We start from the raw sequence: 14795 nt of genomic DNA, 5'->3' as shown, positions 1-14795 counted from the left end.
AAGAATAACTATCGCTGTTTCAGGAATATTATAAATCTGCCGGATACGATTACGTAAATCATCAATATGACTCAAACTAGTGGGATTGCCAAATCTTTCTGACCTCACTACCGGATTTATCACATGAGTGGGTGTATCTAGCCGAAAAGTATTTCTTAAAAAATTGCGAATATAAGAACTATTACAAACAATTCCATCAGCACGATTGAGAGTTAATTTTAATAGCCATCTCCATAACGGATTACTAGTTACACTTAGTAAATCATTACCATGTAAATAGATAAAAAAGCGAATTGGTAAAATATAACTGAGTAACAACAATGCCGGAAAATCATAGCCGTGACACCATTCAATATAGCGGTAATGATAGCGAAAATATAATTTAATAGCTAATAAAAAAGCAGCAATAATATTAAAACCAGATTGGATTATATTTCCTAGCCAGTGATCACAGCAAGCCGGAAAATTAAACCAACGATAAACAGGAAATTGTTGGGATTTATCAAATTTCTTATCTCCAGCACAACTACCAGCTAAAACAATTACCCGATCTGGATCTTGTAAACAGCGATTATAGACATATTCACCAATTACAGCCTCATCTGGGCGAAATATTCGGGAAATAACGAGGATATCTGGGTAAGCTGTTTTATGTCTAACTTGTGACCCTAGTTGTGATATATTTTCCATAATTAAGCTTGATAAATTAACTGGAATTAGGGTATTATCTTAAATTCAATAAAAAGCTGTTACTTCTGTTCGGTTGTAGCACTACTAAATTCTTGCTGAATTTTGCCGGATATAGAAATAAAGTTTTTAGATATTGCTGATTCAAAAAAATGCAATACCTTTATTAAATTTGTGAGCATTCAGATTCAGTAAAAATAATAACGGATTTTAGAGTTGTCTGAGATTATTTTTATCAAATATTTCTCCTCTATATTCCCGAATTACCAAGTATTATGACTCCTGAACTGTTATTAAAATTATCAAACACCTGACTGACAAAACTACAAATTTTTACCCTATTTTACCGCTGATTATTGTCCGATTTGCCCAGGTTTACTAATGCTAGATAATTTACCTGCATAATTAAAGATAGTCATGATTTATAGCTAATACTGCCAAGAGATTACTCAGAAACTGCTTGGAAAATTGTTAAATCTAACTATTTCCCTTAGAATACCCTAAATACTGGCTATTTTAGTGCCAAATCGCCAGAAAATATTAGTGATCTTGTAATCTGAGTCATAGCATTTACTTGCAAATAATGATTTAATAACCCTGATTATTTCTACCTTTGTTTATTAGGGGTATCAATCATTGCATTTAGCCCAGCTTAAATTTGAATACCTTTAAATGGTAATCGTAGATATATTTGCCACAATAAAGCCTATTTTCAAGGCTAATTTCTTAATCCAACTCAACAATTGATAAATGGCAAGTGTAAAATTTATAATTGTCACTGCACTTACATCACTGATAAAAAGTAAAACCCCCTAAAATATAAGTGCTGAATATTCCATCTCTATCCGGAAAAAATTAGTTAGGAACGCAAATTTAATAACCTGCAATTCTGATGTAACCTGGAATGGTGCGTTACGCTGTCGCTAACACACCCTACTTTTGCACCTTATTTAATTCACATTCCTAAGTGAAATTGCAATGCAATTATCGAACCCTCAATAATTCCTTGTTGGCGGTTTCAATCCCTAATAGGGAGTAAATGAAATTGCAATCCAGTCCACGTCCCTGCAAGTGTGGGAACACCATTAGGTTTCAATCCCTAATAGGGAGTAAGTGAAATTGCAATTTGAGATATCAGGCGTAGAGTCAATTGCTCCCGTGTTTCAATCCCTAATAGGGAGTAAGTGAAATTGCAATTCGAGCATCCCCATGACTCAATATTTCTCCACAATGGTTTCAATCCCTAATAGGGAGTAAGTGAAATTGCAATCCTGTTCCTGTTGAGTGCGAGGTCGTGTCTCGTCATTGTTTCAATCCCTAATAGGGAGTAAGTGAAATTGCAATTTACCCTTTATTTCTCCTGGCGCGAAGGTGGATTAGGTTTCAATCCCTAATAGGGAGTAAGTGAAATTGCAATCTCATAGGACTTGACGATCTCATCCCTAGCCCTTTTTGTTTCAATCCCTAATAGGGAGTAAATGAAATTGCAATCCGGTGTCGGTTCACCCATATACAAAGTGCGTTTACCAGTTTCAATCCCTAATAGGGAGTAAATGAAATTGCAATCTTGTACACCCACAATATTATTATTCCCGATGAAGTTTCAATCCCTAATAGGGAGTAAATGAAATTGCAATAATTCCACAGCACTCACCGCGGCCAAATTTGAGGAAGTTTCAATCCCTAATAGGGAGTAAATGAAATTGCAATACCCCGCCAGGGCAAAACTAACAAATGCCGCTCCTGACGTTTCAATCCCTAATAGGGAGTAAATGAAATTGCAATCATTAATATCGCCACCCCAATGGTTCAATGGTTCGTTTCAATCCCTAATAGGGAGTAAATGAAATTGCAATACAATTGTTGATATATATAAAAAAAGCCCTTACGTGTTTCAATCCCTAATAGGGAGTAAATGAAATTGCAATTTCAGTTGTAGTCGTCATAGGTGTATTGTGTGTATGTTTCAATCCCTAATAGGGAGTAAATGAAATTGCAATATGATCATTGGTTCGTCGTTCCCACTTTTGAGCAAAGTTGTTTCAATCCCTAATAGGGAGTAAATGAAATTGCAATAAAACTTTGCATCCTAAACTTAATCTTCAAAAAGGTTTCAATCCCTAATAGGGAGTAAATGAAATTGCAATTGTATAAAATAAGCGGTGGTACTAATCCTAATATGTTTCAATCCCTAATAGGGAGTAAATGAAATTGCAATTTTTTCCGGTAATAAATACCATCTTTTTTTATGTTTCAATCCCTAATAGGGAGTAAATGAAATTGCAATGTAAGGGCAATAAATATTATACAGGTGGTATTTTAAGGTTTCAATCCCTAATAGGGAGTAAATGAAATTGCAATAATACTCAACTTTCAAATGCTGTAATCACAATAAATGTTTCAATCCCTAATAGGGAGTAAATGAAATTGCAATTAGATATACCCGTTTCTGTGCTGGGCGAAGTAATGACGTTTCAATCCCTAATAGGGAGTAAATGAAATTGCAATGAATATCATCTTTAAAACTAGCGTAGCTGCTCCAGTTTCAATCCCTAATAGGGAGTAAATGAAATTGCAATCACGGGGTGCTGAAAGCCTATATATATGTGGTTTTCAAGGTTCAGTTGCGCGGATGCTTTCATGATAATCCATTTCAAGAAAAGTGTCAAGGAGTAAAATAGCTGAAACTCCTGCTGTGCAAGGTGCGCGGATGGGTGAACTCCATGAACTGCATGAAAAGCTTGTGTAGAAATGATTTCAGGCATTTTTTGAGAAATTGAATTTTTTACACCCACCCCCCCGCGCATTAAGCGAAGAAAATCGTCTGATCACGGGGCTGTTCACCACCGATTCTTTCTATTTTACCAAAACAGCAAGCACAAAGAAAGTAAAAGCGAATGCTGTCGGTTTCAGGTTTTATGAGTTTATTGAGACGCGATCGCAATTTAGCATATTGAGTATCAGTTAACTCACATTCAAAAATACTATACTGCACCCATTGTCCATAGGATTTGAGGATACTATGGATTTTAGTACGGCGTTTATCCTCAGAAATATCGTAAGAAACAACAACATTCATAAATTCTATCTAAATAAATTTTATTTCAAGACCAAAGGGGGATATTTATCAATTGTTCCCATTAAATACTTAGCCAGTAATCTCGCTTGCAATTCAAAAGCCTCTCGATAACTACATTTACGCCCCATTACTGGATGTTTAAACTCCGATATTTTTTTCTTTTCGTACAAAGTTAAAAAAGTTTTACGTCCTTCTGGAGTCAGAGAAACAGCACCACTTAACGGTTCAGTTACAAAATCTGCTGGAGTTAATAATTGCTTATTCAAAATAGATAAAACTACCGCATCTACCACTAAAGGGCGAAACTCTTCCATTAAATCTAAAGCTAAAGAAGGACGATTATAGCGATCGAAATGTAGGTATCCTAAATATGGATCAAAACCGACAATATTCACAGCACTTTGCAGATCATGACGCAGCAAAGAATAGCCAAAACTTAACAATGAATTTACTGGATCTGTAGCTGGACGACGGACACGCTTAGTAAAAGAAAATTGAGAATTACGAATCAGACTATCAAAACAACCAAAATAAGCAGCACTACCAGAACCTTCTAAACCCCGCAAAGAATTGATACTTTCAGTTGAATTAATTGCAGCAATTACCTGTTCAATGCGAGGAATACTTTTAGATAGATCAATATCATTAAATTCACGCTGATAACGCATCAAAGTTTGACGATAATTTTTTAATTTTCCCCTAACAAACCCTTGCACCAGATGAATAGATTGGGGGGTTTCTCCTGCTGCTTGCCATTGTGCCTTGCGAATGAAAATATTACCAGTCATTTCTGGTTCTAACCGTCCCAAATAATGACCAATTTTATTGATAAAAGATAGAGGAATATGACGCTGCATCAATTCATCCACAACAGCAGGTGAAATAGTTGCTCGTCCTAAAACAACCACACCCTCAAGATGAATAAACGGAACATCTTGAAGAATTTTCTTTTCATATTTCACATTAATCCGTTCATCAACCTTACCAATAAAAGCATCATCTTGTACGATGTAAAGAGTACCCATAATTAAATCCTCAAAATAGATAATAGGTGACTAAATAAGATCCCCGACTTCTTTTTTATTTTCTACATAAATTATGAATTGATCTCAGAAGTCGGGGATCTGGGTTAATTTGCTTCTTGATAACGCCCAACTTTATCAGCAAGTTGTGGCAAACATCGAGAATAAAGACTACAACCATCACAGCGTTTTGTTTTTACAGCTTTTGGCATAGCACCTGTAAACAGTAAGGTTTGGATAGCTTCAATAGTAGCGATCGTACTACCTCGTAATTCTGGGGTAATTTCTACTAATTTCCGTTGATGAGTTTGAGCATAATAGATATAGCCAGTATTGATATTTTTTCCTGTCATTTCCTCCAAACACAAAGCTTGAGCGCAAACTTGCAATTCATCATTATCCCATTCTCCCCTGCGTCCTCTTTTGTATTCAATAGGGTAAAATCCGCCATTTTCAAACTCAATTAAATCAGATTTACCGATAAGTTTATATTGCTCTGATTTCAAATAAATAGCGCGTATCTGCCAAGTTTCCTCACGATTTTGTTCTCCAACTGTGTGAACTCGTTCATGTAAACTTGTACCTTCAATTGTGTATTGATTATCAATAAATTCCCCTGCACAATGAATCAACCAACAACGGTGAGGACAATAGGAATATTGATTTAAAGAAGCGATATTAACGTAATCATCATCAGAGGTGACAGGTGACAGGTTACAGGTGAAAGTAGGAAGAGAGTTAGTCATTTCGTTTTGAAACATAATTAATTAAAAGTGATAAAAGTTGATAGTGGGAAGAAAGTTAGTTATGGTGTATTTAAGATTTTAGAACGAAGAGAAGTGAGCATTTTACTAATTTCTATAATCAGCGATAATGTGGGATTTGCTTGTTCTGAAGTTAGATAATTTAATCTAACAGCAAGCATTAAAAAAGTTTCTGTTTCCATTAATGAACCCTTAGCTATAGATAAAAAATGTGCAAAATCGTTTTTAGTTGTTCCTCGTGCATGACCTTCGGCAATATTGGCTGGAACAGATGCAGCAGCACGAGTAATTTGTGAAGTAAGACGATAAATTTCTGTATTTGGAAATGCAGATGCTAATTGATATAGGACTCCTATTTGAGTTATGAACTAGTTTTTTTAACGAACCACAGAGGCACAGAGGACACAGAGGTAGGAAAATAAGAGATGTGATACCTACGGCACGCTTCGCGAACACATTTCATTTAGGATTGCTATAGATATTCACTACCATATTCATTGATTTTTGCCACACAATTAAATCTCGATGTGATTCAATCTTCATAACTAACTCCTCTTCCCTTATTTACTTTTGCCTCTAACCTATTAACTCTCCCTCTTACCTTCTTTCCTCTTCCCTGTCACCTGTTCCCTGTCACCTGTCACCTTCTCCTCACCATTCCCATTCCCATTGTTGTTTTTCTGCCAATACCAGCATATAAAGCAAAGTCAGCTAATGCGTTAATTTGTTTAATTGTCGTTGTTTCTGCATTGCCAAGAATGCGATAACTGATTTCACCTAAACAACCAATAAATTTATTGTCATAGTTGCTAATAACTTCAGTATTGATATTAAAAGCACTAGCATAAATTGATTCAAAAGAAATATTAGTTAATTCAATACCGCTATATTTATGCCACCGATTTAGTAGACTATTGAATACAGATTCCCTTGTTGGTAAAACATTATCAAATGCACCTTGACGAAAAGCTACAGGTGTAGAAAAGATGAAATTAAGATTGCGTTCTTCCTCACTTGCTTGTTGATAAAGTTGATGATAATTACAAGCATTTGCCCAAGGTTGATTAGATTGGGGTGTACCTTGAATGCTGGTAATATATAAGTTTGCTGAACCTAAGTGCCAAGGTTGTTTGGGGTTTATATTTAACCATAAAGGTGTAAGCTGATTAAATAAATTGTCATTTAATAAAGAAATACGCCACCAACAAGAAGTACCAGCAGGAATAGAGTTTTGATAGGCATATTGTAAGGTATTAAATGGGTTTTTATGTTTGCTTTTGATTTGCAATGGTGAGAGAGTAAAGGCTTTATCAGCGTTGGATTCGTGTAAGTAGTCTCCTAATTTTCTATCAACAGAACTCACTAGGTTAAGAAATAAGGCGTGGTAATGTCTACCTGTGAGGAAATTGGGGTAAATTGGAGATTGGGGGATGATGTTGAGGATGAGACTATGGGGCATAATGTATTAAAAAATAATGTAGATTAAGCAATAAAAACTTCATCATCTGGAAGCCGTAGTTGTTTAAATTTCATAGCCATTGTTAAGATACCTGATAAACCTGCAAAGAATCTATATTCTTTCCCAACATCATTACAAACAATAGTTATAGGATAAGAAGTAATTCCTTGTCTATTTAATTGAAAAATAGCAGCAGCATTTGTGATAGGGCAAATAATTACTCCTGGTAAAAGGTATTTATTTAATGCTTGTATTAAGGGTGTTGGACGAATTGCACCTCCAGCACCGCGAATAATTTGACAATTTTTGAAAGCTGTGAGTTTGTTTAGTTCAGTATTTACAAATTGTTGGCGACTATCATAATATCGTAGTCTAAAATTCAATTGATAAGTTTCATTGGCGCGGTGAGTTAATTCAATATAATCACCATTTTGGATAAATTCGTAATATCGGAGTAGATGAAAAGGATCTAAACGTGTTTCTTCAGATTCATCTAAGAGAAATCCGTGAGGGTCACGAATGGGTAAACTTTCAAATAAACTAGAACGAAAACTAAATAAAGGCGCATAGCTGGTACTGAATATTTCCGCAAATTCTTTTAAGTTCTCCAAAACCTCTTCATCTTCTTTAAATAATTTTTCATATTCTTCTATTGTTGTCCGTCCGGCTTCTAAATCATCCCACTCTTCAGGAGATGTTACTTTGATAAATCTTTTTACAAAAGCCTGACCACCTTTGATATATTTCCAATCTTTTTTAAGTTCTTTGAGAGGTTTTTTAGCAATATTTTCAGCACCTCGTAAAACGTTCATTCTGTAACGATAATCTTTCCAAGTTCTATTTCCACCTAAAACTGATCTTAAAGTTTCAAAAAGTTGAGAAATTAATTCAGCACCTGTTAAATTTTCTAGCAGTTCTTCTAGTTCTAACAAGGGACGGGCAATTTCTAAAAATGCTTCTGAACGCCAATAAGCAGCTAAAAAAGGTTTATCTAAACAGGTAAGATTATCAAGCATCTCTTTTAGTGCTGCACGTCCACCAGCAGTATCAAGAGAAGTTATATCTTGTTCCCAAGCATCAGCAGGTAAATAAGCAATAGCGTCTGAATCAATATTAGTTTCAGATTTACCTAAAACACGCCCCACTCTACCTATTCTCTGCCAAAATGCCGAGCGATCGCGTGCAGAAAAAATCAACCAATCTAAATTTTGTCTTGTTGGTTCAGGAGTTCTTTCAAAGTTAAATCCTACATCTACTGTGCTAGTGGCTAAAATGATTTGACATTGCATAGCCCTATGTCTATCTTTTTTCGGTGCAGGCCCAGTAATGCGTCCTACATAATCACCAAATCCTTGATTTTGGAGTAAATCTGAGAGACGATTAATATTATCAAGTGAGTCAAGAATTACAGCACCATTTTCATGGGGGTTTTCTTGAAAACGTTGAATAACTTCTGCTGCTAATTCTGCTATCCACTTTTCATTTTTATCGGGTTTAGGTCGTAATTCTAAGTTAACTGTTGTTTGTGATGGTACAAGATTATTATTATTTACTTCTCCATCAATTCTAGCTATCCTCACACCAGCTTGTTTTAAATTTTCTAATGCTAATTCACAAGCTGGTTCAGGTGTTGCTGTCAATAATACTACTTTGCGTCCATGCTGGAAAAATTTAAAAACGTGAGAATAAGCAAGATAAAATAACATCCCTACTAGCTGTTTAGCATCATAAAGATGAAATTCATCAAAGATGACTGTAGAGAATTTAGTGTAGAAACCACTAGCAATATTACCTTTATCTAACCTGTTGTATGCAAAGAAAGTTGCATAGTAAAAAATATCAGGGTTAGTTACTAGCAGAATTGGTGTATTAGCACCAACATCACTAAAAACAGTTGCCGGATTTCGCAAAACATTATATAGTTTTTCTCCTGGACGATTGCCAACTTTATCACTAGGCCAACTTTTAATATCTTTAGCTGAAGCTGATTTAACTACATGAGGTAAATTGGCATCTTTAACAAATTTTTGTGCTGCTTCTGTTTGTTGTTCAATTAAAGCATTAGTGGGAGCGATATAAACAGCACTTTTTGTAGGTTGATGTAATAAAACTGTTAATCCGGCTTTAGTTTTTCCCGTTCCAGTTGGTGCTAAATTAAGAATAATATCGGCATCTTTTGATTTTTCAAATACATCAATTTGATGTTGTAGTGGTTTACCACCCATGAAAGATAATTCATCTGGAGATGCACAAGCTGAAATACTCCGATTTTCTAACCTGATAACTAATTTTTGATTACTCATTTCTGTTTTCTCTACCACAATAATGTAAACCTGCGGGTACAATCATTTCGCCAATTTGCCAAGCTGCACCTCGAAAATGAAGATTTTTTAATATCGGTGCAGGAGGTATAGAGATTAAATCAAAAGCAAATACTTCTATTTGTCTTGGTAAATCAGCAACATTTAGATAAAATTGACTTTTATATTCGCCTTCTGGGAGTAAAGTTATAGGAAACTCTTTTAAGACATTCACTTTAACTTTACTAGCGAATTTTCCCACACGAATATAATCTGGTAATTGTTGATTTCCAAATACTAATGTTTGGAATTTATTACCCCTTTCAATCATGCGTAATCTTCCAGTTTGAGGAAAATTACTTGCTCTAAATGAACTAGGTTTTGTACCTTGACGTTGTAATGGTAAATCTTCTCTGGCAGTTGCTACACGATTATTAGTCATGGTGTACCAATAAGCATCAGAAAGAGCGTTAAATCTTTCAAATCTAAATGTAACTCTGCCTATTGGTGAAGCTGGTAAAATGTAGCAGGATTGAGCTATTGCTTGAAAATCTTCTTTGTAGGTTGGTCGTCCTGTAGCCTGACCTTGGAGACGATAGGGGGAATTTACCCAACCTAAAGCATAGGTTAAAGCATAATTCCCAAGTAACCCCTCAGTGTAATAGGTATCAGACAACTCCCTAGAGGCAAAAAAGACTGGTTCAAGACAGTTTAATTCAATAAGTTTTGCCTGTGAAAAAGGAATTGTTGACATAATTTAGTTCTCTACTTCAACTTGAGTATTTTTGTTTTTACCTTTACCTTTACCTTTGTTTTTTTCAGGTGCAACTTGACGGAAAGGTTCATAGGATTGACTTAAACGTTTGAGAAAAGTATCACGTCCTGCTTCTGACCAGTGGGTTTCTACATCAGTAATTAAAGTTGCTAATTCTTCATCAGATAGTTGCACAGAAACCCCTCTTCTGTCTTGCCAATTTGTAATTACTTGCTTGGTTGCTGTGATGACTCTATTAATATTTAAAGGGTGTTCTAAAGGTTCTCCTAAAACATCATAGGTAGCTTGTACAAGTTCCAAGGAGCTAGGTAATTCGGTAATACTGCCAAAAATACCTAATATTTGATTTTCCATTCTTCCTACACGACTGGAAACAGCACCATAACGACTGGTAAAAAGAATATTTCCGATAATGTAGCGCAGTTCATCAGCAGTTACATCTTTGAGTGTGACAACATCTAAAAAATGAACTCCTGGTTTGATGTATTCGCTGGTATTTAAAGCGGTGGAAGGATTACCTTTTTCATCTCGCATTGTGCCGTTTTCGTAGATGGCGTTAATAGTGCGATCGCCTACCACATCAGTAGCGGATAATATACTAAAAGCATCTTCAGTCCAAATACGGCTTTTTTGTGCGCCACCTCCACCAGCAGCAAAACCATAAAGGAAACAATCTACACACATTTCACAAGGTGCATTAGTATTTAAAGAGCAAATAGAGCCATCTTTGACGTTAGTGTATAAAAGTTCGTGCGCTCTTAAATGTTCTCTTCCATAACGTCTTTCTGGTGCTACTTGTTTACGTTTAGTCATCACCAACCGTTGAATAATATTATCATTATTCACACCAGCTTGAACAAATTCATTACACATTGACTCACCAGAACCTTCTGTGCGAAAAATAGTTTCTGAGTGAGTTGTTCTGAGAACAATTAAAGTAATAAACCGACCTTTGGGGAAATTTTCGTAGGTAGTTGCGAGAACAGGGGAAAGCTTTTGAATTGACATGATAAACTCCTAGTTAGTTAATGATTAATTAAACAGTTGTATTTGTTTCATCAGAATCATCTTCTGATTTATTTTTAAGCTGTTTACGTGCTTCTTCAAGAAAGAATAAATAAGCAGCTTCTAAAGTTTTTTGATCAGATAACAACTTTTCTGGACGTGCAGAGTAAACCTTCTCATATAGGTTGCGTAATACATTGTAATAATGCTTAACTTGTTCAAGTTTTTTTACTCCTACATGATATTCACGATTAATGCGGTCTAATCGTATGTAATATTGCTCGGTTAAAGCTGCAAACATTACCTCCAAATCTAAATGAGGTTTTTGATTTTTTACAGCAGTAATAAAAGCTGTGAAAGGTTCTGTTTGAGCAGTACGTTTGAAAGAACTTCCCTTGAGGTTCGCTTCTGCTGCAATTTGAGCAGCTTCTTTTAAATACTTAGTCAAAAGTGAATTTTCATTAGGCATAAGGCTCTCCATTAATGTATTTAAAGGCTGACAAATTCGACTCCAAATAATGCTCAAATTTGGTTCATCTTGTTCTCGTAAAATCCAACGTAACAAAACAAAATAAAGTTCAATTGGTCTATCACAAGTACGAGCCAAATCATATAAACAATCATCAGATTTCTGAATGCTGGCAACAGATATTGCTAGTTCTCCAAGACAACGTAATCTTTCAAGAATTTCTTCTGCACTGAGAGTATTCCTATCTTCCTGAGTCTTTTCATTCTTAAAACGTTCATATTGTCCATTTCTTAGTAAAGGTTGCAGTGCAGCAGGAATACCTTCAACTCTGCCATATACATCATCAAATAAATCTACCTCCATATTGCTGCTTAAAGTAAAAGGAAAACCAATATCTAAAGATAAAGATATTTCTAATCCTAATCTCAGTGATTTGAGTAAAGCTAAAGAAGTATTAACATCTCCCCAAACTAAAGGAATAATCACAGATGTATGAATAAAATCCGGTCGTTTAGGTAATGCTGCACCAACTACCTTATTAGCTTTAAATTCAAGTTTGTGATCTCGATAAAGTTGTAATTGATCAACAGTAACAGTACCCCCTTCAGTATTTGTTGCTGCCAGTTGTTTTAACAGTTCGCGCCAAATTCTTAAAAGTTCAGGAGCAGAACCTTTAGGTAATGATAAATGTAAATAAAGAGGTTCTTGTTTGCTAACTTTAGGAAAATTAGCACCTACTGTCATTAGTTGATAAGCTAACGCAGCAATAGAATCTGCTTGTCTTTTTGGTTCGGCACTAATACCACCTGGTAAACGATTAGAAAAAGCCTGTACTTTTGTGCCAGGAGGCATATTTGCGGAAATTAATTCATCTATTTCACTGGATGTAGCACCTAAAGAACATCTTTGTCTAGGATTAGCTTCTACATAAGCATCTAATTCATTAATTCCAATTAGCTGATTAGCAAAAGGTAAATTTACCATTCTGTGAACTGCTAAAATTATTTCTTCAGATACTTCCATTTCTTCAGAAGTTTCTGTACTGTTATTTCTTAGTTGAAAAGACTCTTTGAGAGATTCGTTAATACCTTCAATGCCATTAATAGCGGCTTTTGCTGCAAATAAAGGTCGTCCATACTGACCATTAAATGGTTCAAGTGCAAGGCGTTGATGTTCAGAAATTCCAGCATGATGAGAGATTTTATCCCAAACTTCTTTAGGATTTAAACCTGCTTCTCGATAACTCAGATAAGCTGCTTTCAAACCTTCAGATATAGCAAATTCTTCTGCATTACTTACAGGCAATAATCCCAGTTCAGCAGCTTTTTCTAGTGCTTCCTCACCAGCATCTTCACCCCATTTAGTTACAGATTCAGCAACTTTATCTGATTTATAACCTGCTTTCTTCTTTTCTAAAAGAGCCTGAATATTGACTAAAACCTCATCAACATTTTGTTGAATAGCCTGATGAGTAACTTTGATACCATCTTTAGTGGCTCTGACAAGTTTTTCAATATTGTTACCAAAAACTTGATCAATTTTACTTTGCCAAACAGTAGCGATTTCTTTGGTTAAATCTACATTTGGTAAATTTCCACCTTCAAAAAGTTCGCTATCTGGAAAAATGGCGATGGGATGAAAGCCATATTTTTGTAAAACTTCTTCACAAGCACCCAGTAACAAGGATGTAATATAACCTTTATCTTCTGATAAACGCACTCGAAAAAGATTACATTTTCTGCCAAAAGCGACTGTTAATTCTGTTTCTATTTTGCGAAATCGTTGTGCATCAGGAATACCTAAATCAAACAAATCAGCAGCAACTAACATTGCAGCCCAACGTTCAATATTTGGGTCTTCTGGTAAAAATCTAGCACCATCACTGACGCTGTGACCTGAATGACGTTCAATCAACTTTCTGACTAATTCTAAGTCATTATCTGTGACTACAAAGCTAAGAACACAAGCTTTTTCAAGTTGTTCTTTTAAAAAGTCTTTATCTCTAGCTAAGGTTTTGACCTTTCGTTCTTGAGGATCTAATTTATTGAGGTCATGAACAGCAGTTGCAGCTAATAATAAAGGTCGTTTATCTTCTGCTACTTCTGCTATGCGGCTAACTGTCAAAATAAACTGACACGCAGAGTCTAAATGTTCTGCAAGAGTTGTACCTGTTCTCACACCATATTGATGATGATGTGCATGGTTTTCATAAAGTTGGGGGCGAATTTCACTGAAATAAATTTCCTCTAAGGATTTAGGAGGACGATTTAAAAGCCGACCGCGTTTAATCATTTTCTTCTTCCAATGTAATTAAATAAGAGTTGATTTGTCTAACATAAAGCGGATATTGCTGTAATGCAAAACTAATTGCCATGAAAACCTGATTCGGATCTATATCATCATATTCATGAACCAAACGATTTCTTAAACCTGATGATGGCGCAATTTGTTTTGCTAGTTCAGGAGTAAGAATTTGATATTTACCTAATTCAATAAAAGCCTCAAAATTAGTGTAAGACTTTCCAGATTTGAGTTTTGACAATATATGATCATTGATGTCTATTGCGGCTTGAGTCATTAATTGCAATAGTCTTTCTACAATTAGTTGTTGACGAAAATCACCTAAAAATTCATCAAGACTCAGAGAATTAAATTCTACTAATGTGTTGTAATATTTGGTAATTAACCTTAGTCTTGATAAAACTATTTCAGAATCTATATTATTCATGCTCCCCACTTATTTAACTCTATTTCAATAATTCGTTGTTGCTCTTTACGAAATTTCTTTAACTCTGATTCAGCTTTTAAGGAATTTAAGCAAAAATCATTAAATTGTCCAGTAAATTTTTCATATAACATAATTCCATCACGCGCTACAAAATGACTAATTAACCAAGAACATTTATTTAGTTCTACAATATCTATAATATCAGGATTAATTTGTAAAACTTCACCAATCACAATTGGCAGTTCAAATAAAACAGCAATATTATTTGCTATGTAATTCTGACGTTTTTCTTCATCATATAAAACTGCAAAATCCCAGTCACTATTAGCTTTAGTTTTACCAGTTGCTCTAGAACCAAATAAAACTAACATTTTTAAGTAAGGTATTTTCTCAGGAATTTGTGAGGATAATTCTTGAAGTTCTGTAATTGTGGGAGTATTGTTTTGCATTTGCTTTAGTCCAGCTATAGGAGTTATTTTCTTCAATAAATTTCTGCATTACTAACTA

Annotated in this window: 12 protein-coding genes and 1 CRISPR repeat array (1 of these 13 running past the window's edge); all 12 genes read right to left on the bottom strand. The window is 35.0% G+C overall.

The features are described from left to right. Nucleotides 1-690, bottom strand: the 5' portion of a protein-coding gene (locus AA650_RS15610; RefSeq protein ID WP_053539700.1) for a glycosyltransferase family 4 protein. It extends 546 nt beyond the left edge of the window; the window shows 690 of its 1236 coding nt (coding positions 1-690); the start codon lies at nt 688-690; its stop codon lies off the left edge, out of view. Nucleotides 691-1702: 1012 nt separating this feature from the next. After that, a CRISPR array of direct repeats spans nt 1703-3266; the repeat unit is 37 nt; unit sequence GTTTCAATCCCTAATAGGGAGTAAATGAAATTGCAAT. 227 nt (nt 3267-3493) lie between these two features. Continuing rightward, on the bottom strand, nt 3494-3766 hold the full coding sequence (gene cas2 / locus AA650_RS15605) for a CRISPR-associated endonuclease Cas2 (protein WP_053539699.1): 273 nt from the start codon (nt 3764-3766) through the stop codon (nt 3494-3496). A gap of 20 nt (nt 3767-3786) precedes the next feature. Then, nucleotides 3787-4791, bottom strand: coding sequence for a type I-D CRISPR-associated endonuclease Cas1d (gene cas1d / locus AA650_RS15600; RefSeq protein ID WP_053539698.1), 1005 nt, complete (start codon nt 4789-4791; stop codon nt 3787-3789). Nucleotides 4792-4895: 104 nt separating this feature from the next. Beyond that, entirely contained in the window at nt 4896-5534 is a 639-nt protein-coding gene (gene cas4 / locus AA650_RS15595; RefSeq protein ID WP_053541302.1) for a CRISPR-associated protein Cas4, read from the bottom strand. Between the two features lie 59 nt (nt 5535-5593). Further along, nucleotides 5594-5842 (bottom strand): four helix bundle protein, encoded by a 249-nt coding sequence (locus AA650_RS26715; protein ID WP_234413414.1) that lies wholly within the window; start codon nt 5840-5842, stop codon nt 5594-5596. A gap of 350 nt (nt 5843-6192) precedes the next feature. Then, nucleotides 6193-7011: a CRISPR-associated endoribonuclease Cas6 gene (gene cas6, locus AA650_RS15590; protein ID WP_053539697.1), complete on the bottom strand. Its 819-nt coding sequence runs from the start codon at nt 7009-7011 to the stop codon at nt 6193-6195. A 23-nt stretch (nt 7012-7034) separates the two neighbouring features. Then, on the bottom strand, nt 7035-9314 hold the full coding sequence (gene cas3, locus AA650_RS15585) for a type I-D CRISPR-associated helicase Cas3' (protein ID WP_053539696.1): 2280 nt from the start codon (nt 9312-9314) through the stop codon (nt 7035-7037). Then, entirely contained in the window at nt 9307-10065 is a 759-nt protein-coding gene (cas5d, locus tag AA650_RS15580; RefSeq protein WP_053539695.1) for a type I-D CRISPR-associated protein Cas5/Csc1, read from the bottom strand. Before cas5d ends, cas3 begins: the two co-directional genes overlap by 8 nt. A gap of 3 nt (nt 10066-10068) precedes the next feature. After that, complete coding sequence (gene cas7d, locus AA650_RS15575; RefSeq protein WP_053539694.1) at nt 10069-11094, bottom strand: type I-D CRISPR-associated protein Cas7/Csc2; 1026 nt, start codon at nt 11092-11094, stop codon at nt 10069-10071. Between the two features lie 28 nt (nt 11095-11122). Continuing rightward, complete coding sequence (locus AA650_RS15570; RefSeq protein ID WP_053539693.1) at nt 11123-13852, bottom strand: CRISPR-associated protein Csc3; 2730 nt, start codon at nt 13850-13852, stop codon at nt 11123-11125. Then, nucleotides 13845-14288, bottom strand: a complete 444-nt coding sequence (hepT, locus tag AA650_RS15565) for a type VII toxin-antitoxin system HepT family RNase toxin (protein WP_053539692.1) — start codon at nt 14286-14288, stop codon at nt 13845-13847. Before hepT ends, AA650_RS15570 begins: the two co-directional genes overlap by 8 nt. Beyond that, nucleotides 14285-14737: a type VII toxin-antitoxin system MntA family adenylyltransferase antitoxin gene (gene mntA, locus AA650_RS15560; RefSeq protein ID WP_053539691.1), complete on the bottom strand. Its 453-nt coding sequence runs from the start codon at nt 14735-14737 to the stop codon at nt 14285-14287. The genes hepT and mntA overlap by 4 nt, the downstream gene beginning before the upstream one ends. Between the last annotated feature and the right edge of the window lie 58 nt (nt 14738-14795).

This window comes from Anabaena sp. WA102, assembly GCF_001277295.1.
Taxonomy (GTDB): Bacteria; Cyanobacteriota; Cyanobacteriia; order Cyanobacteriales; family Nostocaceae; genus Dolichospermum; species Dolichospermum heterosporum.
Note: the sequence above shows the minus strand (reverse complement) of the source record. Positions and strands in the feature narration are given on the sequence as shown.

Bases quoted from the DNA above. Each gene is read 5' to 3' on its own strand.
- cas2 (WP_053539699.1), bottom strand. From the start codon at position 3,766: ATGAATGTTGTTGTTTCTTACGATATTTCTGAGGATAAACGCCGTACT.
- cas1d (WP_053539698.1), bottom strand. From the start codon at position 4,791: ATGGGTACTCTTTACATCGTACAAGATGATGCTTTTATTGGTAAGGTT.
- cas4 (WP_053541302.1), bottom strand. From the start codon at position 5,534: ATGACTAACTCTCTTCCTACTTTCACCTGTAACCTGTCACCTGTCACC.
- cas6 (WP_053539697.1), bottom strand. From the start codon at position 7,011: ATGCCCCATAGTCTCATCCTCAACATCATCCCCCAATCTCCAATTTAC.
- cas3 (WP_053539696.1), bottom strand. From the start codon at position 9,314: ATGAGTAATCAAAAATTAGTTATCAGGTTAGAAAATCGGAGTATTTCA.
- cas5d (WP_053539695.1), bottom strand. From the start codon at position 10,065: ATGTCAACAATTCCTTTTTCACAGGCAAAACTTATTGAATTAAACTGT.
- cas7d (WP_053539694.1), bottom strand. From the start codon at position 11,094: ATGTCAATTCAAAAGCTTTCCCCTGTTCTCGCAACTACCTACGAAAAT.
- AA650_RS15570 (WP_053539693.1), bottom strand. From the start codon at position 13,852: ATGATTAAACGCGGTCGGCTTTTAAATCGTCCTCCTAAATCCTTAGAG.
- hepT (WP_053539692.1), bottom strand. From the start codon at position 14,288: ATGAATAATATAGATTCTGAAATAGTTTTATCAAGACTAAGGTTAATT.
- mntA (WP_053539691.1), bottom strand. From the start codon at position 14,737: ATGCAAAACAATACTCCCACAATTACAGAACTTCAAGAATTATCCTCA.